The sequence below is a fragment of the Thiocapsa sp. UBA6158 genome, assembly GCF_002423035.1.
Lineage (GTDB): Bacteria > Pseudomonadota > Gammaproteobacteria > Chromatiales > Chromatiaceae > Thiocapsa.
This window is the reverse complement of the sequence record NZ_DIUM01000066.1, coordinates 12,972-36,309: the sequence shown is the minus strand read 5'-3', so window position 1 is coordinate 36,309 and position 23,338 is coordinate 12,972. Positions and strand designations below refer to the sequence as shown.

General features: G+C 64.9%; 19 protein-coding genes. 10 read left to right on the top strand and 9 right to left on the bottom strand.

The window, feature by feature from the left end:
• Positions 1-1,233, top strand: a complete 1,233-nt coding sequence (locus B4N44_RS09565) for an efflux RND transporter periplasmic adaptor subunit (RefSeq protein ID WP_296699909.1) — start codon at positions 1-3, stop codon at positions 1,231-1,233.
• Entirely contained in the window at positions 1,230-4,379 is a 3,150-nt protein-coding gene (locus B4N44_RS09560) for an efflux RND transporter permease subunit (RefSeq protein WP_296699905.1), read from the top strand. The genes B4N44_RS09565 and B4N44_RS09560 overlap by 4 nt, the downstream gene beginning before the upstream one ends.
• Positions 4,380-4,473: 94 nt before the next feature.
• On the opposite strand, the gene B4N44_RS09555 is transcribed toward B4N44_RS09560, so the two are convergent.
• Positions 4,474-5,319: a PA4780 family RIO1-like protein kinase gene (locus tag B4N44_RS09555; protein ID WP_296699903.1), complete on the bottom strand. Its 846-nt coding sequence runs from the start codon at positions 5,317-5,319 to the stop codon at positions 4,474-4,476.
• Between the two features lie 1,055 nt (positions 5,320-6,374).
• Between B4N44_RS09555 and B4N44_RS09550 the strand changes: the two genes are divergently transcribed.
• From B4N44_RS09550 to B4N44_RS09540, 3 genes are all read left to right on the top strand, one after another.
• Complete coding sequence (locus B4N44_RS09550) at positions 6,375-8,720, top strand: esterase-like activity of phytase family protein (RefSeq protein WP_296699901.1); 2,346 nt, start codon at positions 6,375-6,377, stop codon at positions 8,718-8,720.
• Positions 8,721-8,903: 183 nt separating this feature from the next.
• Positions 8,904-9,188 (top strand): hypothetical protein, encoded by a 285-nt coding sequence (locus B4N44_RS09545; RefSeq protein WP_296699898.1) that lies wholly within the window; start codon positions 8,904-8,906, stop codon positions 9,186-9,188.
• 494 nt (positions 9,189-9,682) lie between these two features.
• Positions 9,683-10,045 (top strand): Rieske (2Fe-2S) protein, encoded by a 363-nt coding sequence (locus B4N44_RS09540; protein WP_296699896.1) that lies wholly within the window; start codon positions 9,683-9,685, stop codon positions 10,043-10,045.
• A 77-nt stretch (positions 10,046-10,122) separates the two neighbouring features.
• Here B4N44_RS09540 and B4N44_RS09535 read toward each other — a convergent pair whose 3' ends face one another.
• Entirely contained in the window at positions 10,123-10,464 is a 342-nt protein-coding gene (locus B4N44_RS09535; RefSeq protein ID WP_296699895.1) for a GNAT family N-acetyltransferase, read from the bottom strand.
• Positions 10,465-10,675: 211 nt separating this feature from the next.
• Here B4N44_RS09535 and B4N44_RS09530 point away from each other — a divergent pair, with 211 nt between their 5' ends.
• From B4N44_RS09530 to B4N44_RS09520, 3 genes are all read left to right on the top strand, one after another.
• Entirely contained in the window at positions 10,676-10,918 is a 243-nt protein-coding gene (locus B4N44_RS09530) for an AbrB/MazE/SpoVT family DNA-binding domain-containing protein (protein WP_296699893.1), read from the top strand.
• The gene (gene mazF / locus B4N44_RS09525; RefSeq protein WP_296699892.1) at positions 10,918-11,265 is read left to right on the top strand and encodes an endoribonuclease MazF; all 348 of its coding nucleotides are present in this window, start codon (positions 10,918-10,920) and stop codon (positions 11,263-11,265) included. Before B4N44_RS09530 ends, mazF begins: the two co-directional genes overlap by 1 nt.
• 413 nt (positions 11,266-11,678) lie before the next feature.
• A complete protein-coding gene (locus B4N44_RS09520) occupies positions 11,679-11,960 on the top strand; it encodes a hypothetical protein (protein WP_296699889.1) in 282 nt (93 codons plus the stop codon).
• Here the strand turns inward: B4N44_RS09520 and B4N44_RS09515 are convergent.
• The 3 genes from B4N44_RS09515 to B4N44_RS09505 all read right to left on the bottom strand — a co-directional run bounded on the left by B4N44_RS09515 (position 11,915) and on the right by B4N44_RS09505 (position 16,878).
• A complete protein-coding gene (locus tag B4N44_RS09515) occupies positions 11,915-14,386 on the bottom strand; it encodes a heavy metal translocating P-type ATPase (RefSeq protein WP_296699887.1) in 2,472 nt (823 codons plus the stop codon). The two genes, B4N44_RS09520 and B4N44_RS09515, sit on opposite strands and share 46 nt — an antisense overlap.
• Positions 14,383-14,931 carry a hypothetical protein gene (locus tag B4N44_RS09510; RefSeq protein ID WP_296699886.1) on the bottom strand — a complete coding sequence of 183 codons (549 nt, stop codon included), beginning with the start codon at positions 14,929-14,931 and terminating at the stop codon, positions 14,383-14,385. The genes B4N44_RS09515 and B4N44_RS09510 overlap by 4 nt, the downstream gene beginning before the upstream one ends.
• Positions 14,932-15,057: 126 nt before the next feature.
• On the bottom strand, positions 15,058-16,878 hold the full coding sequence (locus B4N44_RS09505) for an LTA synthase family protein (RefSeq protein ID WP_296699884.1): 1,821 nt from the start codon (positions 16,876-16,878) through the stop codon (positions 15,058-15,060).
• Between the two features lie 256 nt (positions 16,879-17,134).
• Here B4N44_RS09505 and B4N44_RS09500 point away from each other — a divergent pair, with 256 nt between their 5' ends.
• Entirely contained in the window at positions 17,135-17,284 is a 150-nt protein-coding gene (locus tag B4N44_RS09500; protein ID WP_296699882.1) for a hypothetical protein, read from the top strand.
• 236 nt (positions 17,285-17,520) lie between these two features.
• Here the strand turns inward: B4N44_RS09500 and B4N44_RS09495 are convergent, their stop codons facing one another.
• From B4N44_RS09495 to B4N44_RS09480, 4 genes are all read right to left on the bottom strand, one after another.
• Positions 17,521-18,096, bottom strand: coding sequence for a DUF2934 domain-containing protein (locus B4N44_RS09495; RefSeq protein ID WP_296699880.1), 576 nt, complete (start codon positions 18,094-18,096; stop codon positions 17,521-17,523).
• Positions 18,097-18,264: 168 nt separating this feature from the next.
• A complete protein-coding gene (locus B4N44_RS09490) occupies positions 18,265-20,787 on the bottom strand; it encodes an FtsX-like permease family protein (protein ID WP_296699878.1) in 2,523 nt (840 codons plus the stop codon).
• On the bottom strand, positions 20,784-21,518 hold the full coding sequence (locus B4N44_RS09485; RefSeq protein WP_296699875.1) for an ABC transporter ATP-binding protein: 735 nt from the start codon (positions 21,516-21,518) through the stop codon (positions 20,784-20,786). The genes B4N44_RS09490 and B4N44_RS09485 overlap by 4 nt, the downstream gene beginning before the upstream one ends.
• Positions 21,515-21,760: a hypothetical protein gene (locus tag B4N44_RS09480; protein WP_296699871.1), complete on the bottom strand. Its 246-nt coding sequence runs from the start codon at positions 21,758-21,760 to the stop codon at positions 21,515-21,517. The genes B4N44_RS09485 and B4N44_RS09480 overlap by 4 nt, the downstream gene beginning before the upstream one ends.
• Before the next feature lie 200 nt (positions 21,761-21,960).
• On the opposite strand from B4N44_RS09480, the gene B4N44_RS09475 reads away from it, so the two are divergent.
• Positions 21,961-23,319 carry a glycoside hydrolase family 57 gene (locus B4N44_RS09475; RefSeq protein WP_296699869.1) on the top strand — a complete coding sequence of 453 codons (1,359 nt, stop codon included), beginning with the start codon at positions 21,961-21,963 and terminating at the stop codon, positions 23,317-23,319.
• Positions 23,320-23,338: the final 19 nt, after the last annotated feature.

Below are 23,338 nucleotides of genomic sequence, written 5' to 3'. Positions count from 1 at the left end.
GTGAAGCGCCTGACCAAGTTCTTGTTGCCCGTTCTGATCCTCGCCGTCGGTATCGGAGTCTTTCAGTATCTCAAGCAGACCCGTCCGGAGCGCCCGCCGGCGGAGATCGTGGAGCGCATCTGGCGGATCGAGGCCGAGACGGTGGAGCCACGCAGGCTCTCGCCCGGGCTTGAGTTGTACGGGAGCGTTCAGACGCCGGATCTTCTGCGCGCGGCGGCCTCGGCGCAGGCGCGCGTCGCTCGGGTGCTGGTGCGCGAGGGCGATCGGGTCGAGGCCGGGCAACTTTTGGTCGAGCTTGACCCGCGCGATTTCAGTTTCCGTCTCGCCCAAGCCCGGGCGCAGATCGACGAGTTGGAGGCACAGGTCCAGAGCGAGCGCACCGGGCACGAGACCGATCTCGCCGCGCTGGAGCAGGAGCGCAAGCTGCTCGCGATTGCGCAAGACGGTGTGCAGCGCGCCTCGCAGCTCACCAAACAGCGCGTCGGCTCTCAGACCGACCTGGATATCGCCGAGCAGGAACTGGCCCGCCAAGCGCTGGCCGTGAGCAACCGCGAGATGAGCATCGCGGATTTTCCGGCGCGTCAACGTGCACTCGAGGCCAAACTCGCGAGCGCCCGGGCGGGTTTCGACGAGATCGCGCTCGAGCTCGAGCGTGCCCCGGTGGTCGCGCCCTACGCCGCCATTATCGCCAAGGTCTCGGTGACGGCGGGTGATCAGGTGCGCAAGGACGATGTCCTGTTGACGCTCTACGCCATCGATAGCCTAGAGGTGCGGGCGCGCATCCCGGCGCCCTTTCAAGCGGAGCTGACCGCCTCGCTGCAGGCTGCGGGCCGACTGCCCGCGACGGCCAGAGTCGGGGATCGTACCCTGCAGCTCTCGCTGGAACGACTCGCCGGGGAGGCGAGTGCGAGCGGGATCGACGGACTCTTCGATGTCGAGGACGAGGAAGGCCTTCTGCGCGCCGGGCAGATGATCGCGTTGCGCCTGGACCGTCCGCCGCAGGAGGGTGTGGTGCCGGCTCCCTTCGGCGCTGTCTACGGCGGTGATCGCGTCTACAAGCTCGTCGACGGCCGAATGAAGGGCGTGCCGGTGCGCAGTCTGGGGAGCTGGTTTACCGAGACGGGCGAGGAACGCCTGCTGGTTCAGGCAGCCGATCTTGCCGCAGGGGACCGCCTGATCGTGACCCACATGCCCAATGCCGTGGACGGGCTGCGGGTGGAGACGGTGCAGTGACGAGCAGCAGGCCGGTGAAGGAAAAGGTGGTCAAGGGGCATCAAAACGACATCGTCGGCCTCTTCGCCCACCACAAGGTCGCGGCCAACCTCCTGATGGCGGTCATGATTCTGAGCGGGATCTTCGCGCTGGATCGCCTGAACGTGCAGTTCTTCCCGAACTTCGATCTTGATTTGGTGACGGTGCGGGTCATCTGGACCGGTGCGAGTGCCGAGGACATCGAGGACGGCATCACCAATCCCTTGGAGCAGCGTCTGCGCTCGGTCGATGAGCTGCGCAAGATGACCTCCACGTCGACCCAGGGCGTCTCGTCGATCACGATCGAGTTCAACGAGGGGGTCGACCCCTTGCTGGCCCTGGATCAGGTGCGGCGCCTGGTCGACGATTTCCGCAACCTCCCGCAGGACGCCGAGAAGCCCGAGGTCTCGCTGGTGACGCGCTACGAGTCCGTCGCCCGGCTGGTCCTGACCGGACTCGAGCGCCCGGACGAGCTGCGTCAGCTGGCACGTCGCTTCGAGTCCGAGCTGCTCGAGAACGGGATCGACAAGGTGGAGATCCGCGGGCTTCCGCTGGAAGAGATCAGCATCCAGGTCGATCAGGCGCGGCTCGAAGAGCTGGGTTTGGGGCTGCCGCAGATCGGCGAGCGGGTCGGTGCCTTCAGCCGCGATCTGCCGGCCGGGGCGATCGGTCGGGGCGAGGCGACGCGCGAGCTGCGCAGCCTGGATAAGCGCCGGGATGCGCTCGAGTTCGCACAGATCCCGATCAAGACCGAGGAGACGCTGAATCTACAGCTCGGCGATATCGCCGAGATCGAGCGTGTGCCGCGCGACGCGACCCTGCGGCTCTCGATGAACGGAAGTCCTGCGGTTGAGATGGTCCTGCAGCGCGCCGAAACGGGCAACTCGCTCGCCGCGGCCAAGGCGCTCGACGACTGGCTGGCCGAGACGCGTCCCTTGCTCCCGCCCGGGGTCGAGCTGGTGGTCTACGACGCCTCCTGGGAGCTGATTCGCGACCGCATCATGTTGCTGGTCACGAACGGGGCCGGCGGTCTCGTCCTGGTCGTGGCGATCCTCTTTTTGTTCTTGAGCGGTCGGGTCGCCTTCTGGGTCGCTTGGGGGATCCCGGTGTCCTTCATGGCGACACTCTTCATCCTCTACCTGGCCGGCGGAAGCATCAACATGATGAGCCTCTTCGCGCTCATCATGGCGTTGGGCATCATCGTGGACGACGCCATCGTGGTCGGCGAGGATGCCATGGCCCACCATCAGATGGGCGAGGATCCGCTCCTCGCGGCCGAGGGCGGGGTGCGTCGGATGCTGGCGCCGGTGGTCGCGTCCTCGCTGACCACCATCGCGGCCTTCCTGCCGCTGATGTTGGTCGGCGGTGTGATCGGCAACATCCTCAACGTCATCCCGCTGGTCATCGTTGCCGTCATCCTCGCCTCGCTCCTGGAGAGCATGCTGGTCCTGCCCGGCCATCTGCGCGGCGCCTTCGTGCACTCGCACAAGGTCAAACCCGATTCGCTGCGCGCACGCTTGGATCGGGCCTTCGAGTACTTTCGCGACCGACTGTTCCGACCCCTGGTGACGCTCGCCGTTCACCATCGATTTGCCACCATTGCCGGTGCGGTGGCGACCTTGATGATTGCCATCGGACTGCTGGCCGGCGGGCGCTTGGGTTTCGTCTTCTTCCCGACGCCGGAGGGCCAGATCATCACGGCAAATGTGACCTTTGTCGCAGGCACACCGCGCGCGCGTGTCGATGCGCTTCTGGAGCACCTCGACGAGACGCTTTGGGAAACCGAACGCGCCTTCGATCAAGGCAAGCTGGTCAATCTGGCGATCGCCCTGCACGGCTCCAAAGGCGAGGGCAGCGGCTCTTCCGCGGACCAGCTCGGTGCCCTGCAGGTGGAGCTTGTCGCACCCGACGCGCGCGAGGTGCGCAACGAGGAGTTCATCCGGGCCTGGCAGGAACGCATCGAGCTGCCTGCCGGGCTCGAGGGTTTCACGATTGCTTCGCGGCGCGCCGGTCCGCCCGGCCGAGACCTGACGGTGCGGCTCTTCGGTGCGGATGCGGCGACGCTGAAGGCCGCGGCACTGGATATCTCCGAGGTTCTCAAAGGGATCTCGGGCGTCATGGCCGTCGAGGACGACATGGCCTTCGGGCGCGAGCAGATCATCTACTCGCTCACCCCCGCCGGACAGGCGCTCGGTCTCACGGTTGCCGAGCTGGGGACCCAGCTGCGGACCGCGTTCGAAGGGCAATTGGTCCAGATCTTCCAAGACGGCGCGGACGAGGTCGAGGTCCGCGTCAAGCTCCCGCGGGCCGAGCGCGAGCGTTTGGGAACACTCGAGCGCATCAACATCCGCCTTCCCGACGGGACCTCGGTGCCGCTCACGACGGTTGCGCAATGGCGCTCGCAACGCGGCTTCGAGATCCTGCGTCATGCCGAGGGCAAGTTGGCGGTGGAGGTCTCTGCGGATGTCGACTCCGACGTCAACAACGCCGGGGCCATCATTGAAGGGTTGGTCGCCTCGACCCTGCCCGAGCTCGAGGCGACCTACGGAATCAGCTACTCGTTCGAAGGCCGCTCCGCCGATCAACGCGAGACCTTGGGCGACATGCGAAAGGGTTTGGTGCTCGGTCTGATCCTGATCTATATCATCCTGACCTGGGTCTTCTCGTCCTACGGATGGCCGCTGGTCGTCATGACCGCGATCCCGTTCGGCTTGACCGGCGCACTCTTCGGGCACTGGCTGATCGGCATCGATGTCACCATACTCTCGCTGTTCGGGATGTTCGGCCTGTCCGGAATCGTGATCAACGACTCCATCATCCTCGTTAAGTTCTACCAGGAGCAGCTCGACCAAGGGATCGCCAGCAGCGAGGCGTTGATCGAGGCGGCCTGCCAGCGGCTGCGCGCCGTGCTCTTGACCTCGCTGACCACGATCGCCGGACTGACGCCGCTGCTATTCGAGAAATCAGTGCAGGCCCAGTTCCTGATCCCGATGGCGACCTCGATCGCCTTCGGGCTCGGCTTTGCGACCCTGTTGGTTCTGCTCGTCATCCCGGCGTTGCTCTCGATCCACGACAGTGCGCATGGACGTCTGGGCCGGTTGTTCAGGGCGAAGCCGGCACCGGCGTGACCCTTCTCGGGTGGCGCACGCGAAACCGCTCCGGCGGTGTCGCGCCTCTGCCGGCGCTGTGCGCCGGTTCAGGTCGGTCCATGCGAATCGCGCATCATGCCTCCTCGCGACCCTGGCGACGCCTGACCGCATCCTCGCGTGCATCGTCGATCTCTCGCATGATGCTGTCGATGTCGACTTCCTTATTGGTGCCCTTGAAGTGCCCGGTCAATTTGATCTCTGGCGTCAAGGCGCCGCTCTCGTAGATGTACCAGATCTCTTTCGCATAGCTGGTCGAGAGCAGCTCCGGGGCGAATTGTCCGAAATAGGCCGCCAGGTTTCCGACATCGCGCTCCAGCATTCGCGCGGCATTGTTGTTGGCCGCCGCATCGACCGCTTGCGGAAGGTCGATGATCACGGGGCCATCCTGGTCGACCAGGATGTTGAATTCCGAGAGATCGCCGTGAACGAGCCCGCTGCAGAGCATCCGCACCACATCCTTGAGTAGGATCTCGTGGTAGCGGAGCGCTTGTTCGCCCGTCAGGTCCAGATCATTGAGCCGCGGCGCCGCATTGCCCTCGTCGTCGGTGACCAGCTCCATCAACAAGACGCCCTCGACATACAGATGAGGCTTGGGCACGCGCACACCCGCAGCGGCCAATCGGTACAAGGCATCGACCTCGGTGTTCTGCCAAACGTCTTCCTGCTGTTGGCGCCCGTAGCGCGAGCCTTTTGCCATGGCGCGCGCCTGTCGGCTGTTTCGCACCTTACGCCCTTCGCTGTACAAGACCTGCTTATGAAAACCCCGTTGATTGGCCTCCTTGTAGACCTTGGCACAACGCACCGCGCCATCGGCATGCACCACATAGACCGCGGCCTCTTTGCCGCTCTTGAGCGGCCGGATCACCTCGTCGATTAGGCCGTCTTGGACCAAGGGTTCGAGGCGTTTGGGAATCTTCATAGACATCCTGCTGCGAAATGGCGGACCCGGATCCGACGGCGCTCCGTCGGGGCCCGGTCTGAAGTGAGCTCTCGGGTGCTCGCGGCGGACGCTCGGACGGCCAAGGCTGTTCGCTGAAGCGGGAACACGAGCGACCGATGGGGCTGCCCGGGATATTGTCGAAAACGATTGCCGAGGTCGCGAGGCAAGCCGCCGGCCTGACCGCAGCCGAGCGCGAAGGGTCGCGAGCCGATGTTGACCATCGAAACCTCGGCTGGGCGCCGTGACATCCCGTTCCGACTCAAGAGGGTGCGGTACGCGATCACCGCCGCGGGTCGATACAGGGCGAGGAACTCTTCACAAGAGAGACTCGCATGAAGAGGGTTGACCGAATTCATGTCGAGCGCCGTGATGGTATACCAAGCGTCGCCCGGGCGACAGACAGTGCGCAGGGCATCGGAGGTAATCTGCGAACCCCGGGCGACCGCGCGTCGCATCCAACTCGTGCGAATGTCAAACCGGGTCCTCTTGGGCGTGGCTGCCGTCGGACTTCGGGCTACCCGGCTTGCCGGAGCGCTGCGAGCCGGTTCGCCGGACAGCCTGCTGCGGGCGGTGAACGTCAAGGCGAGGATATCCGCGGCTGCGATGGGGTGAAGGTCCTTAGCTCAATGGCGAAGCTCCGGACCCGGGCGGCGCCACGCGCCCGATCCGTACCTCGGTGGCGCGCGAGCGATTGCCCGTGCGCGTCCAAACCTTACGACGGCAATCGTCATGCCCGCGTAACAACTCGCCGAACCGATTCCGTTACCCTCCGCGAGCCCGGGTCGGTCTTAACCGACCCCGGCGGATCCGAGCTGTCTCGAGGCCGCGCCGCGTCTGCGGTCGGCCCTGGAGTCGGTTTCGGGAAGCGGCCTCTTGGATTGCCGCCCCGCGTCATTGTCTCGGGCAGGGTTCGTGGATGATTGCCGGCCGACTCCGCTGCGGACGGGTCCGGCCGGAAAGAGTCCTCCGGGTCTCGTCTCGGGAGCGGCGGTATCGGTTCGGTAGGCGATCAACCCAGCGAAGAGACAAATCAAATGCGTAGAACGAAGATTTGGCTGGCCTTGGCCAGTCTCCTGATGGTCGGTCTGGTCGGCACCAGCCAGGCGACCCTCAATCCGAACGACTCATGGGCGTCCTCATACGATCTGCGCTGGCGCCCGCCGGTCCAAAGCTTTCAACGGATCGCAACACTCGGAAATTATCTGAACCGGGACGACATCGCAGAGGAAACGGTGTCGGAGATCATTGCTGCGACCAAAGACGGAAAGACGCTGGTCTATACGGACAGCCCCGGTGAGCGTATCGGCTTTATCGATATCGCGGATCCGAGCAATCCGAAGCCGACCGGGACGTTGGAGCTGCCTGGTGAGCCGACCTCCGTCGATATCCTGGACAATGACCTTGCGCTGGTTGCGGTGAACACCAGCCGGGACTTCGTCGACGTGAGCGGCGAGTTGGTGGTGGTCGATATCGCGACCCGGACGATCATCGGTGCGATCGCGCTGGGAGGCCAACCGGATTCGATCAAGATCAGTCCCGATCGTCGCTACGTCGCCATTGCGATCGAGAACGAGCGCGATGAAGAGCGCGAAGTCGGTGACGTCGAGGGCGGTCTTCCGCAGCTGCCCGCGGGGTTCCTCGCGATCGTCGACATCAAGGGCAAGGATCCGACGAATTGGTTGCTGCGGACCGTCGACCTGACGGGTCTTGCGAGCTACGCGCCAGAGGATCCCGAGCCCGAATTCGTGGACATCAACGCCGCGAACGAGGCCGTGGTCTCGCTCCAGGAGAACAATCATCTGGTCATTGTCGATCTGGTCAGTGGCGTCGTGAGGCGTCACTTCGAGGCCGGCACGGTGTCATTGGACGGGATCGACGCCACGGAAGACGACGTTATTGCACTGACGGAATCCCTGACCGACATCCCGCGCGAGCCGGACGCCGTGGCCTGGGTTCTTCCGACCGGCCGCTTCGGCCGAACCTATGGCATCGCAACAGCCAACGAGGGCGACCTGTTCGGCGGCAGCCGCGGATTCTCGATCTTCGACCGCAAGGGGGGGGTGCTCTTTGATAGCGGAGCCTCGCTCGAAGAGATCGCGGTCCAGCACGGTCATTACCCGGAGTCACGTTCCGAGAACAAGGGGAATGAGCCCGAGTCGATCGAATACGGCCGCTTCGGCGCTCGGGATTACCTCTTCGTCGGCTCGGAACGCGGCAGCTTCGTGGCCGTCTATGAGCTGACGGGGAACGGCCCGGTCTTCAAGCAGCTCCTGCCGGCGCCCTTGGGTCCGGAAGGTCTGCTCGCGATCCCGTCCCGCAACCTCCTGATCGCCACCGGCGAGAACGACGATCCCGAGTTCGGCGTGCGCTCCGCGGTCATGATCTACCAGCTCAATCGTGGCCGGCCGACCTATCCCGAGATCTTGTCCGACACCGCCGGCGGCTCGCCGATCCCCTGGTCGGCCTTGTCCGGGATGGTCGCTGTTCCCGGAGAGCCGAATCGCCTTCTGGCGGTTTGGGATTCCTATTTCTCCGAAAGCCGCATCTTCGGCATTGATGTCTCTGCCAAGCCGGCCGTGATCACCGACGCTCTGACCGTCCAAGGCGGCTCCGGGGATTATGATCCGGAAGGCATCGCGGTGGCGCCGGACGGTACCCTTTGGATCGCCAGCGAAGGAAACGCGAGCGACTCGCGGCCGAATCGTCTGCTTCAGGTCGATCCGGCGACCGGTCAGGTCATGCAAGAGATCGGTCTGCCCCCGGAGGTTCTGGCGTGTCGCAAGGCGACAGCGAACCGGGCGACCCTGGGTTCGGGCTTCGAGGGTGTTGCGGTCGAGCCGATGCGTGGCGGATATCGTTTGTTGGTCGCCCAGCAGCGCGGTTGGGACTACACGACGGGCGAATGCGAGGCGCTCGACGACGATGCAGGTGGCCTGAATGCGCTCGGTCAGCCGAACCTGACGCGAATTTGGATCTACGACCCGAAGGCGATGTCCTGGGATCACATGGCGTGGGAGTTGGCGCCCTTGCCCGAGAACGCGTCCTGGGTCGGACTCTCCGAGATCACACGCGCCCGAGACGGGTCCTACGTGCTGATCGAGCGCGACAATCTGACCGGAGATTTCGCCGCACTCAAGACGCTCGTCAGGGTGTCGCAGCGCGACCTGCGCGACGGGGTGGTCGCCGAAGACGACAAGGCTGTCTATGATCTGATACCGCGGTTGAAGTCGACCCATGGTTGGATCACGGACAAACCGGAAGGGGTCGCGATTACCGCAGCCGGGCGTACCTTCGTGGTGACCGACAACGACGGAGTCGACGACTGGTCGGGCGAAACCTGGTTCATGGATCTCGGATCCTTCCGGCGGCTTTTCGACTGATCACCCGTCCCGTCGATTGCAGGATGCCTTAGATCGATCAAGTCCGGAATGCGGGGCACGGATGCCCCGCGACTGACGATGTATGCGGTCCACGAGATCTCATGTGACGTCTCCCTTCAACCCCGGGCACCTTTTTAGGGGATTCGCCCGAGAGAGGCCGGTCTCCCGAACACCGAAAGCAGCATGAGATCCGATACCCGAACCGCGATGCGCCAGCTCATCGATCAGGTGCGCGGCGCGATCCCGTTCGACGCGGTACAGGCCCGCGTCTGCAGCGGCGACTGCTCGGGCTGCTCGCAGAAGCTGTTGGACTATCTGGATGGAGAGCTGGCGGCCCGGGAGCAGCGGCTTGCCGAGGGAGACCGGCCGAGTCTTGCAGACCTGTCGCGTCTGGCCAAGACCGCTCGCAAGATCCATCGCGTGCTGGTGCGAAACGGCGTTCTGTCCGAGGAGGCCGAGCCGAGATGAGATGCTGTTGCTTTCAAAAGGTCTTCTCGCTCATCTGGCACGCCGTCTCTTGGTCGGCAATGGCCAACGCCGCTTGACACGTCTGTCGCCGGCGCGCACCCGCTGGTGCCGCGGCACTGCTTCACTGCATGCGGGCGGACCGGATGTGGCGACATGTCACTCGCCGTGGCTGACCTCTTGCCTGTCCTTGTCGCGAATGCGACACGTCGCCCTCGCAACGGGCCGTATTTTCCGGTAGGTCATTGAAAAATAGTTCACGATTATTGGCCCGTCGTTTGCGTTCGTTAGCCTAAGCACAACAGCAGCGCAAATCGACCGCATGGCACCAACCCACACACCGAAACCGAACGTTCTCATCGCCCATCTGAATGCGAACCAGGGGTCCTGAACGGTGAGCACGGCACCAACCCCGGGCCGCTTCCGCGCTCGACAAACGCAAGCTGCTGGTCTGTGCCAGCACTGATTTGACGGATCGTCGGCATCGCATCATCCCCGTGCTGTTCAAGCACGAGCCGCAGAGCGTCATCGTGCTGCGGCATGGCGGCCGGGTCTATGCCGACTTGAATCAATGCGTGCACATGGTCCGGCGTCTGGACTGCATGCACGACGCGGTCTTCGATGCAGCGCACGAGCATCTGCGCTGCTCCATGCACGGCATCGTCTATGACCCGACGACCGGTGAATCCTTGAGTGTGTTGTGCTCCGGCGAGCGACTCAAGCCGTTGCGGTCCATGGAGATCGACGGTCAGATCTACCTTCCCGCAACTCTTCATCAAGGGCGAGATCATCGGCGTATTGGCCCTGTTCAAGGACGAGTTGAAGTCCGGGGCACTGCACACCTTGACGATCAAGGCTAAAACACCGCAAGAGAAGGCGGCGGAGTCCCCCTGATACGATGCCAGACCGCAGCAAGGGTCAGCCGAAGCCATCCGCTCTAGTCAGGCGGATCCGATCGGGGAAAGAGTTTCCGCAATACCCTCTCCGGCAACAGAAGTCGGTCGGGTCGGCCCGGAAGGGCCGTAAAGCCGAAGTGCCGATAGAATGCCGCCGCCGATGGATCCTTGGCATCGACCAACAGCGCAGCAACCGCCAGAACACGGCTGGCCTGAATGACCTTCTTGCAGGCGTCGGAGAGCATGATCGAACCGAGTCCTCGGCCCTTGAAGGTCTCGTCGACGGCCAAGCGCCCGAGCAACGCCACGGGCACCGGATAGCGGGTAAGCTTGCGTGCCAAATCCAAGGGTAAGTCCTCCGCACTCACACTCCCGGCGCTCAAGGAGAAGAATCCTGCCGGCCGGCATGGTTCATCCCGAGGCGTGGCGACATCTATCCTGACATAGGGGGCAGTTAGCAGACGTTGCTCATCTTCCAACCGGGTAGTGCGCTGGCGGGGTCTTCGCGGCGACCCGACCCGACGGTCGGCAAGGTTGCAAGCCGCGTGGCTCCGGCGTAATGTATCAACATTGAAGATACATCGGAAATCGGCTATGCGTGTAACTGTGAAGAAGTGGGGCAACAGTGCGTCGGTGCGTATACCTGCCGCCGTCATGGAGGCGGCCCACCTGACACTGGATGAAGTCGTGGATATCCGCGAAGAAGGCGGGACCATCGTGATCGAGCCGGTACGACCCAGGGGATACGACCTTGCCGAATTGCTGGCCGGCATCACACCGGAGAACCTGCACGCAGAAGTTGACTTTGGTGGACCCGTGGGTCAGGAAGCGCTCTGATGGTTCGGTGTTACACTCCCGAGGCTGGCGACATCGTGTGGCTGCACTTCGATCCGCAGGCTGGACATGAGCAGGCTGGCCACAGGCCGGCGCTGGTTGTCAGCCCTTCGGCCTACAACGGCAAGACCGGGCTGATGCTCTGCTGTCCCATGACCACGCAAGTCAAGGGCTACCCCTTCGAAGTACCGATACCGGGGGATCGCCCGGGCGCCGTTCTAGCCGACCAGGTCAAGAGCTTCGATTGGGTGGCCCGCAAGGCCCTGCGCAAAGGGAAGGTGTCCACCGCCGAGCTGAACGACGTTCGGGCCAAGATAGTCGCGTTGGTAGGCCCGGAACCTCGGCAGTGAAAAGGACAACGCGAGGACTGGACTCGACCTGAGTCCGCGAGCGGGACCCCTATATGCCCCGACCACGAATCTCCGTAAGTGATCCATCAACCCCTGCCCAGCAGGGTTTTGGGTTAACGGATCACTTACCTTGCAGTTACCGCTTTGAGCCGGTCAGGAGACGGTCGCCGCGGTTGGGTGGGTAACGGGAATTGGCCGTCCAGAGTCGCACACGGGGTTGCCTGTGAGCGACCGCAAAGCGTCCAAAACAGCCGGCCGTCGCGGCTCTCTGTCGGGTTTGCGATCTCTCAACGCACCCTACAGGCATTGTGGATCTATAATGCGCCCCCGGTATGCTCGGACACCCCGCTTGAAGCATGCCAAGGGCAGTTCAACCGCCGGATTCAGGCCACAACAGGACAGAGAGACCCATCATGCCGACTCCAACACATCAGGCCATCGACGAGGCCTTCGCCGCACTCGTCTACGATCGTGACGAGCGCAAGGCGCCGGATGCGCATCGCAGCAGCAAGTTCCGGGTGGGCTGGGCTGCGGCGCTGGAGGGTAAGGTGTACGAGCCCGAGAAGCTCGAGCGCTTGACCTGGCTGAATCTGGGATACCGCCTGAGCCAGCACTTCGGCGCGCTGACGCCGGAGCAGATCGATGTCGTCTACGATGACTTGGCGGCAAGCTGGCGGGAGCCCTGCGCGGCTTGACCGAAGCGCCGCAGCCGTAGGCTGTTGGTGACGACGAAGAGGCTCGACACGCTCATGGCGCCGGCGGCAAGCATGGGGTTGAGCAGCCATCCGGTGAGCGGGAAGAAGAGGCCGGCCGCGAGCGGGATGAGCGCGACGTTGTAGGCATAGGCCCAGAAGAAGTTGATGCGGATGGTGCGCAGCGTCTTGCGCGCCAAAGCGATCGCGGTGGCGGTGCCGCGCAGGTCGCCCTGCATCAGGATCACCTCGCCGGCTTCGACCGCGATATCGGTCCCCGTGCCGATGGCGATGCCGACATCCGCCTGCGCAAGGGCAGGGGCGTCGTTGATGCCGTCCCCGACGAAGGCGACGCGACGCCCTTCGGCTTGCAGACGCTTGACTTCGGCGGCCTTATCCGCCGGCAACACCTCGGCGAGGACGCGTGTGATGCCGACTTGGCGTGCGATCGCCTCGGCGGTCAGGCGGCCGTCACCAGTCAGCATCCCGACTTCGAGTCCCAGCGCACGCAGTTGCGCGATTGCCTCCCGGCTGCCGGCCTTGATGGGATCCGCGACAGCCAGAACCGCGATCAGTTGTTGATCCGCCGCGACATAGATCGGGGTCTGGCCTTCCGCGCCGAGTCGCTCGGCGATCTCGTTCGCTGCGTCGAGGGGCACCTCCAGACGCTCCATCCAGCGCCGTGCGCCGACGGCGATCCGTTGCTTGTCGACCTGGCCCTGAATGCCGAACCCGGGCTCCGCTTCGATCTGCGTGGCCCCCGGCAGGGTCAATCCACGCGCCTTGGCCTCCGCGACGATGGCCGCGGCGATCGGATGCTCGCTGTGGTGCTCGACTGCCGCCGTCAAGGCCAGCGCCGCGTCCTCGTCCATGCCGTAGGCGTCGAGCGCGGTCAGGGCAGGATGGCCTTCGGTCAAGGTCCCGGTTTTGTCCAGGACGAGGGTGTCCACGCGGGCCAGCGTTTCCAGCGCGGCGCCGTTGCGGACGAGGATCCCCAAGGCCGCGCCGCGTCCTGTAGCGACCATGATGGCCGTCGGCGTCGCAAGCCCCATGGCACATGGACAGGCGATCAGCAGCACGCTGACCGCGGCGACGAAGGCATAGCTCAAGGGCGGCGACGGACCGAGCCAGAGCCAGACCACGAAGGTGACGAGCGCGACGACCATGACCACGGGCACGAAAACAGCCGCGATCCGGTCGGCGACACGCTGGATCGGCGGCTTGCCGGATTGGGCGTCCTCGACCAGCCGGATGATCTGCGCCAGCACCGTCTCGGCGCCCACGCGGTTGGCGCGGTAGCGGAAGGATCCGGTCTGATTGAGCGTGCCACCGATGACCTCGTCTCCCGGATCCTTGCGCACCGGTACCGGCTCGCCGCTGATCATGGACTCATCGACCCGGCTGCCGCCCTCGGTCAGGGTGCCGTCGACCGGGATGCGTTCGCCCGGGCGCACTTGGATGACGTCGCCCGGAACGACCGCGTCGGCGGGGATCTCGAGCTCGCCGTCCGGACCGATGATGCGGGCGGTCTTGGGCTGTAGGTTCACCAGACGTCGAATGGCCTGCGAGGTTCGTCCTTTGGCAACGGCCTCGAGATAACGCCCGAGCAGGATCAGGGTGACGATGACCGCTGCGGCCTCGAAATAGAGATGGACCGTTCCCGCGGGAAACAGTCCCGGCAGGGTCAGTGCCAGCAGCGAGTAGAGATAGGCCGCGCCGCTGCCGAGCATGACCAGACTGTCCATGCCGGGACTGCGATGCCGAAGCTCGCTCAGACCGCGCGCGAGGAAGCGCCGCCCGGACCAGAAGAGCACCGGGGTGGCCAGTATCAGCTCGAGCCAGGCCCATAGGCCCGTCGGTGCCACGCTGTCCATGAGTGCATGGAGACCCGGCACGACCATCGGCCCCATGCTGATCAGCAACAACGGCAAGGTCAGGGACGCGGCGACGCCCAGGTCGCGTGCGAGACCGCGCAGCTCATGTGCCTTGCGTGTCTCGTCCGTCTCCGCCGTTTGCTCGAGCGCAGCCGGCTCGTAGCCTGCCGCACGGATCGCTTGGGCGATGCGCTCCGGGCTCACCGTGGCGGGAAGATAACCGACGGTCGCCGATTCGGTGCCGAGATTGACGCTCGCCTCGATGACGCCCGGCACGGCTTGAATGGCCCGCTCCACGCGCGCCACACAGGACGCGCAGGTCATGCCGCCGACGCCCAAGGCGACCGACTCGACCACCGGCTCGTAACCGGCGCCGCGAACCGCATCGAGCAAGGCCGGCACGCTCACCTGATCGAACTGCACGACCGCGGTGCCGGCTGAGAGGTTCACCGTCGCCGACTCCACGCCCGGCGCGCGCGCGATTGCACGCTCCACGCGCGCCACGCATGAGGCGCAGGTCATGCCGTCGACACCGATCCGCACCTCTTGCGTCATGGCTCGACCCGGCTCCAGACGCCCGGCAGCGCGAGCGGGTCGTCGAGGAGTTCGCCGAGAGCGCCGTCGATCACGGGCGTCAAGAGCCCGTAGCCCACCCGCCAGCGGACGGTACCGACCTGCACCGACGCGGTCTTGGTGTTCAGCTTCACCACCTGGCCGAACCGCTCATGCCCATCGCGATCCTTGAAGGCGACCCGATCGCCGACGCTCAGCCGATTGCGGTCCACCGCTTGGCGCTTCTGCGTGGCGATCGTCACGTCCTCGCCCTCCAGATCGATCTGATGGAAGGGAATACTCCATCGCTTCCCGTCACCGAGATTCTCGATCTCCGCACGAGTCCGATTGATCCGCAGCAGCTTGGCCTCCTGCAGCCTGTTCTCGACATGGTCGAACCAACGCACCGTCTGACCGACACGCAGCGCCTGCTTCACGGCATGGATGCGCCTCGGGTCGTCGAGCTGGTTGCTGATGGCCGCGTTCAAGCGAAAGAGCTCGAACAAGCTGGCCCGATCCAGCGCGTCCATGACCTCGGTGTAGTTCATGTCGACAACTCCGATATCTGCAAGGATGCCCGCCCGCCTGCTGCCGAGGCAGGACGGGATATGGGGTCGGCGACGGTTATTCTAACGAGGTTTGCGCGTGTGGGGGTGCCGTCCGGCGCGGTGGCATCAGAGTCTGTGTTTCACCTCATCCGGCGGCAACGCGGTGGCGGCGGCCCTGAAACCGGGGGCGGGCTCCAGACGGCGCAAGGCGTGTTGGGCACCGCCGAAGATGTCGCGGCCGATGACGCGAAGTGCCGCGAGCCAGGAGGTGGATGCCGCGCAGGCGGCGGGTTGGTCTGCAGGATCGCGGCAGGTGGTCACCGTGTCGCCGTCGTCGATGACGTGTAGGCCGGGCAGCGGGCGGATCGCCGGGGCGCCGGGCTCGGGGGCGGTCAAGGCCATCATCGAGTGGCGCGTGTCGCCCAAAAGCCGAAGCAGTAGCCCCGGGAGCTGGTAGAAGGGCAGGTCGCCGGTCTCGAGGACGCCGCGGCTTCCGTCGATCAGGATCAAGGGGGTTGCGACCAGGGTGCGGAACATCTCGTCGGTGAATTCGGCGCGGCTCGAAGCCAGGAGGCCGGATTCCCTGAAGCCGCCGAACTGGTTGCCGAGCGCCGGGAGATGGTCGCCGAAGAGGACGATCAGCCCGTCCGGGTCGCGCTGCCGCAGCTCGCGCAGGAAGTCCATCAGCTCGCGCGACTTGTAGTACATGGTATTGGCGTAAGCCTCGACCGTCTCGTGCCCCTCGGCGGCGCTGATGAGGTTCGGGCGTTGCGCGTTGAGCGAGTAGGGAAGATGCCCGAAGTAGGTCAAGACGTAGTTGAAGACGGGCGCGGGTCCCTGCAGCTGTGGTCCGAGCCGGTCGAGGACCTGCCGATAAAGCGATGCATCGCTCAGGAACGAGCGATTCATGTCGTCGAGCTCGAAATCGCCGTCGGACCAGTAGGTGTCGAATCCGATGCGACGATAGGCGTTGACGCGGTTCCAAAAGGACGCAGCGTTGGGGTGCGATGCGAAGGACCGATAGCCGGCGCTCGCCAAATGGCGCGGCAGACAGGGTGCTTTGTTGCGCAGTCCGCCCTCGAAGAAGACGTTGTCGCGCTCGACCGGGAAGCCGCAGAGGATCTCGAACTCGGTGTTTGCGGTGTAGCCGCCGAAGACAGGTGCGAGGGCATTGGCGTGTCCGGAGGCGGCCCAAAGCGCACGGAAGGCCGGATCGAGGGGATCCGCCGAGAGCTCGGACGCGCTCAGCAGCATCGGATCCCAGAAGGACTCCAGCACGATCATATGGAGATTACGGCTTGGGCCCGCCGGACTTGCGGTCTTGATCAGGTCGCTTGGAGCCGTGGCGCCGAGTCGTGAAAGCGCTGATTCGACCTCACCGGCCGTCGGCGCGGGTTCGTGCCGGGCGCGGCTGCGCACGCCCTCCTGCAGGAGCTGCAACGGGAGACCTCGAGACTCGAAGTTGCCCCTTTGGTTCCACACCGAGTTGCCGAACTGCTTGTCAAGCTGAAGGCTTGCCGGCTCGGGGAAGGCGACGAGCAGTGCGACGGCGAGCGTGACGACGCCTAGATTGAGCCAGGACCAAGCCCGACGCCAGGCGATCATCCACCAGAGCAGGATCGCCGGGACGGCCACCATGAGTGCAGCACCTACGAGTCGCCATCCGTCGAGCAGTAGAAACATGTTCTTGGCGGCAACGAAGTCGTCCGGCATCAAGGGGCCGCCCAGGACCGACATCTTGAGCGCATTGCCGAGCGTCAGCGCGGTGAACAGGGCCGCCGTTGCGAGTGCAAAGCGTGCGAGGCTGCTCGACATACCGTAAAGCAGGGTGCCGATCAAGAGGTGCGCGATCAGGTCAGCTCGAAAGGCCTCGGGTCCTGGTCTGACCTCGAACAGGAGATCCATGAGCGCCTGCGCAACCAGATACCAGGCCGCGACGAAAAACATCGCGCCGATCCAGCCGATAAGCCGGCGGAGCCCGCTCGAAAACGGAGTTGAAAGACGGAGCTGGTTCATCGCGATTCGAGTCATGCCAAGATCCCTCTTCCCCTGTGGTCGACGGAGCATCAAGGACGCAGACAAAAGCGTCATGAAGTTGACATGAAAGTGTAATACAAGGCCTTATCTCTGGCCAGATCCGGGTCTTTCCGTCTTTCCGGAAGGTTGACGGGCTTTTGGGGACTGCACGGCCGAGCGATTCGGCGTGACGCTAGTCGGGCGACGCTCTTCGATCGGTCTGCCGAGCGTCTTGATCGCGCTGGTGGCGTTGGAGCCGGGCTTGACTCGCAGCGTGCTGTCGGCGTTATTGGCGCGACGCTGGGCCTTGGTCGGGGTGCAGACTATGCTGCGCTGAACGGGTCTGGTTTTGGTGTTGGGTGCGCGAGGATGGGTTGCGCTGCGATCTCGGCGCTGCGGCTTGAAGCTTTAAGTGTGGGAGGATGGGTTTCGCTGCGCTCTACCCATCCTCGATTTTTTGCTTGGGTTTCCGGTCGGTTGGGCCGGCCGGTTTGGCTTCTCGGCGAGCTGACAGGTATCGAGCGGTGTTTCGCGAACACGCTGAACCGGCTCCGTTCGGCACATCGTTCGGGGTCAGCGTCCGGAGATCCGCTTGGCATTGGCGAGCAGCTCGTCGATTTCGCGTTCAGCTTCGGCCCAATCCTCGATCTCGTGTCCGGGCTCGAAGCGGCGCTTCTCGGCGCGGTAATAGGCCGCTTCGTCAATCATGTGTCGTCGCTCCTCGTCCGAGACATTGGCGAGTGATTTGAGGCTGATCGATTTGCCTGCGAGTGCACTCGGGGCGGATCGCGTCGCCGCGGCCGCGGGTTTTGCGGCTGCTTTCTTGGCAAGTGTTTTTTTTGCGCTTGTGGCCGACGTCGAGGTCTTGGCGGATGCGGGTGCGGTCTTCTTCGTCTCGACCGGCTTCAATGGAGCTGGCTTTTCCGGGGCTGGTTTCGTCGCGATGGCGGTCGGTTTGGCGGGGGCCTTCTCGGGAGTCGCCTTGGTTGGTGCAGCTTTGCTCTGTGGAGCCTTGAGCCCGGCGCTTGCGACGGCGGCCGAATTCGGGACCGTCTTTTTCGCTGCGGTCTTCTTGATGGCTGTGTTCTTGGTGTCTGCGGCTGCCTTGGGCGCCGTCTTCTTGGTTACGATGGTTTTGTCGTCGGCCATGTCGCTCGCCTCTTGGATTCCGGTGTGGTCTCTTCGGGGTTTTTACTGAGACCCCGTCGGTCATTCAACGTCTTCATTCAAGACCGGCGGTTCTTTCTCTCATCGCCGATAAGGATACACGGGATTCTCGCTTTCGTGGCAAGAACGGACGCTTGGATTTCAACCCTCTTATTCCGACCGCAACGCCCGCGCCGGGTCCGTGTTGGCAGAGCGATAAGCCGGGTAGAGGCCTGCGAGCAAGGCGGCGCTCCAAGCGAGCACCACACCCTGAATCAGGGTCAGGGGCGGGATGCGCATCTCCATGGTCCAGCCAAAGGATCGCAGATTCACGACACCGATGAGGAGGTCTGCCATGACCAGTCCGAGCGGGATCGCCAGCAGGCCGGCCGCGAGGCCCAAGATCGAGGTTTGGGTCAAGATCAACAGGGTCAGCTCGCGCCGGGTCATGCCGGTCGCGCGCATCACGGCGTAGTCGCGACGCCGCTCCAGCTCGAGCGCCATCAGGGCGCTCAGCACGCCGATGAAGGCGACACCGATCGCCAGCAGACGCAGGACATGGGTGATGGCGAATGTGCGGTCGAAGATCTCGAGTGATTGCTCGCGGATCTCATCGTTCAAGGCGACGAGGACCGGGGCATCGAGCGCCTCCGTCAGGTCGCGGACCCGTTCGAAGACCTCGGCGCGATCGGTGTCGTCGCGCACCATGATGCCGATTGAGGAGACGGCATCATCGCCCCAAAGCGCGGCGTAACGGGCACCCGACATGACCAGCATCCCTGCATCCGAGCCGTAGTCGCGAAAGATCCCGCCGATCTCGAAGGACTGCCGGCCCCGGGCGGTGAAGAGGACAACCCGGTCTCCGACACCGACGTCGTGGTGATAGGCGTAGGGCTCGGAGGCGAGGATCAGCTCGCCGGTCTCGAAACGCGTCCAGAGATCCGCGGCTGCTCCGCCCTCGAAGCTGAAACCGCTCGGGCTGACCGAGGAGGAGGTCAGCCCGAGCAGGAGCACCGAGCCGGTGTCCGTCTCGACACGCACGCTGCGCCCCATGCTGATCTCGGCGATGCCAGGAAGGCTGGCCAGCCGCTGTGCAAGACCGGACGGCAGGACGCCGTCCGCGCGATTCCCCGTCTCCGAGGGCGCCGAGACATAGATGTCGCTTTGCAGCGTCGTGTCGAGCCAAACGACCAGACTGCTGCGAAAGCTGTCGATCATGACGCCGACCCCGAGGGTCGAGGAGATGGCGACGGTCAGGGCCGCCGCGGCGATGCCGGTCCGTGTGATGGATGCGGCCACTCCGCGCGCCGCGAGCACGGCCGGGACTCCGCCGATCGGTCCGACAATGCGCGTCAAGCCGAGTGCGATCGCGCGGAGCAGTGCGGGGACACAGAGGCTGAAGCCGAGAATCAGGATCAGGATGGCCAGGAAGCCGAGACCGAGCGAGCGACTCGGGATCTGGGCCGCACCCCATCCGGTAATCATCAGGGCCAGACCGAATACACCCAGCCAGAGCACCCAGCGCTGTCCGCGACGCTCCAGGCTGTTGGCACGCAGCATGTCGCGCGGCTGAGCCCGCGCGGCCTCGATCGCCGGGCCGAGTGCGGCGACCAGGGTAATCAGCAGTCCGGCGGCGACGCCCTTCACGAGCGAGAGCGGCGTGACGAAGAGCTCGCGTACGGTCAGCGTGAAATAGATGTCGTTGATGGTGCGCGTGACCAGTTGCACCAATCCCCAGCCGGTCAGGATGCCCAAGCCCAGCCCGAGGAGTGCGCCGGCCAGCGCGAAGACCAATGCCTCCGACAGGACCAACACAAAGAGCTGCGCACGCGTGCAGCCGAGTGTCCTCAATGATCCGAGCAGGCTGCGCCGTTGCAGCACCGCGAAGGTCATGGTGTTGTAGATGATGAATCCGCCGACCAGCATGGCGAGCAGGCTCATGGCGGTCAGATTGGTATGGAAGGCCCGTGTCATCTGGCGCAGGGTCTCGCTGCGTTGCGCAGACTCGACCAGCCGCAGTCCGGGTGGAAGCCTTTCGGCCAGAACGGGCGCGTCCTCGGGCGTGAGGACCAGATCGATCCGGTCGATCGAGCCGATCCGCCCGGCGATCTCCTGCGCGGTTGCGATGTCCGCGATCGCCAGACCCTCGAAGCCCCCCGCCTGATCCGAGGCGAGGATACCAACCAGCTCGGCCGAGATGGCGCGGGTCCCGATCCGCAACGGCAAGGCATCGCCCGGCGCGACGCCGAGACGCTGCGCGTCGGCTGCGCTCAGGAGCAGGGTGTCGGGCTGCGTCAGCAGACGGATCAGCGACGTGCCTTCCACCGTCAATCCGGTGCCGCGTATGGAGGAGAAGGCCAGCAGATCGAGCCCGATCAGTGTGAAGGTCGCCTCGCCGATCCGAATCGGGGCCTCGATGACCGGCGTGGCATCGGCGGCTGCGAGCCCGCCGCGGCGGCGCAGATCGGCATAGACCGCATCCGGGATGCCGCCGGAGGCCGACTCGATGCGGTGGGTCGCTCGACCGGCGACGCGCTCGATCGAGAGGTCGAAGGCCCGCCGTGCGCTCTCGTTGGCGATGTCCACGGCGATGACGACCGCCACGCCGAGCGCGATGCCGAGGATCGAAAGACCGGACTGCCAGCGGTGGCGGGCCAGATAGCGCAGGCTGGCGCGGACGAGGACCGGAATCACCAGGCGAGATCCCGAGCCGAGTCGACCAGCTGGCCCTTGTCGAGCGTGAGCACGCGGTCGGCGATGCGCGAGACCGCGAGGCTGTGCGTCACCAGGATCAGCGTACGACGCCGATCCGCAAACAGCTCGGCCAGCAGCGCGAGGATCTGCTCGCCGGTCTCCACATCCAGGTTGCCGGTCGGCTCGTCGGCCAACACCAAGGCGGGGGAGTGGATGAGCGCGCGACCGATGGCGACGCGCTGCTGCTCCCCGCCCGAGAGCTGATCCGGGAAGGCCCGGGCGCGAGCGCCGAGTCCGAGACGCTCCAACATCTCGGCGACCCGCGGCATGCCGCGTGCGAGCGAGGTGGCGTTCAGCTCGAGCGGCAAGGCGAGATTCTCGGCGACCGTCAGGGTCGGGATCAGATTGAAGAACTGATAGATGAATCCGACTTGGCGCCGTCGCAGGAGCGTCAGGCCGGGCTCGCCGAGCGTCGAGAGGCGATGCCCCATGACCTCGACCTGTCCTTGGTCGGGCCGATCGATGCCGGCAAGCAGGTTGAGCAGGGTCGATTTTCCCGAGCCGCTTCGCCCCAGCAGAGCGACGCACTCGCCTCGGCCCACGTCGAAGTTGATCCCGTCCAAGACGCGGTGCTCGGTCGTGCCTTCGCCCTCGCGATAGAACTTGTGCAGATCCCGGATGCGCAGCACCGGGACGTCTGCGGAGGGCTGGTCAAAGGTCGGTGCACTCATGCGAGCCAACGCACCAGATAGTAGAGTCGCTGACCCTCCGATGAGCTCGACGGCCCGTAGACGATCGCCGGATGGAGCCCGCGCTCCGCTCCCGCGACAGCCCCGGCGAGTGCCGCGTCCGCGTCCGCGACGACCGTGACGCACCCCTCCGGATAGCGGGCACGGTCGGTTCGCTTTGTCTTGACGATCGCGAATCTGTGATCCAGCGACGTCGACTCGGGGTCGATGAGAATCTTGGGCATGCGATATCCGGTCTCGAAGGCTTGGATCGACGGGGAGCGCGGCGTACTCGATTGGAGGGTGAAACGCACCACCCCTCCAGCGAGATGGTGCGTCCGCTTCGCGCTCGCAAGTGCGCATCGACAGGAGGTGTCGGGTTTTTGGGCGTTGGTCGCGCCTCTGTTATCCTAACGGCCTTCATGCCATCCGGGAGTGTCGTACCGTGATCGCTCAGCATGCGCTTGTTCTAAACCTGCATCAGCCCGCCGGCAATCTCGAGGAGCTCCTCGACAACCAGAGCTGGGAGGCCAACGAGATCCTCTTCGCCCTGGATCGCATCCCGCGCAGTCTCTGGGGTCACGAAGACCTGGCTCGCGTCCATCTCTCCCTATCCGGTACCCTGCTCGAGACCCTGTCGAATCCCGAGTTCCAGAAGCGTGTCTACGGTACCGTGGATTGCGGGTCTCTTTTGTGGCACTTCCAGAACGAGAAGCTCTTCGAGGTCTTGGGGACGGGTTACTACCATCCGGTACTGCCGCTGATCCCCGAGGCCGACCGCGAGGAGCAGCTGCGCCGCTGGCTCGGCATCGCACATCACCTGCTGTGGCGTCCGCGCTTCCAAGGCTTCTGGCCGCCCGAGATGGGCTTCTCGATGGAGCTGATCCCGCTGCTGCGCGCATTCGGCTATCGCTATGTCATGGTCGACAGCGAACATGTCGAGCCGATCTCGCCCATGAGCTGGCAGGAGCTGCGTTATCGACCGCACATTGCGCGGTTCGGCGGCGAGGCGATCACGGTCATCGTGCGCGATCGCGATCTCTCCGATGCGCAGGAATCCGGGATGGAGTTGGATTGGTTCCTCGCCGAGGTTGCCGAGCGGACTCAGTGGTGCGACTTCACGCCTCTGGTGACGACCTGTACCGACGGCGAGAACGGCGGCTGGTTCAGGAACGTGACCGAAGGGGCCAACTTCTGGAGTGCCTTCTATCTGCCCTTGCTCGAGCGGGTTGCCGCCGGCGAGGCCGCGATCGCACCCACCTTCATCAGCTGCTATCTGGATAACTACGGCGCTCACGGCGAGGTGCGCGTGCGCACCGGCGCCTGGAACACCGGCTGGCATCACGGGCGCGACTTCACCCAATGGACCGGCTCGGATCGCCAGAAACAGGCGATCGACGCCTTCGCCAAGGCCAGCCGTCTAGTGCATGACGCGCGTTGGTACGCCACCGAGCGAGGCGTCTCCGAAGGCCCGGAGGCCGAGGCGATCGAGGAGGCGATGTGGCGTCTGCTGCGCGCCGAGACGAGCTGCCACCTTTACTGGGGCGAGGCCTGGGTGCCGCGTGCCGAGGCCGATCTCGAGGCCAGTCGTGCCGCGCTCGAGCGTGTCGGGATCCGCCCGGAGCCGACCGACACGGATACACCCGCACCTGCGCCCGCACCCGCGACCGCGACCGATACAACTCCCGCGTCTGCTGCGGATGTCATGGACATCCGCACCGAGGCGACCGCGAACGCCCCGCCGACGACCCATGCGCCCGATCCGCCGGCCGCATTCGAGACACCCGCACCGAGAGCATCTTGAACCTCTCCGGCAACCCCGG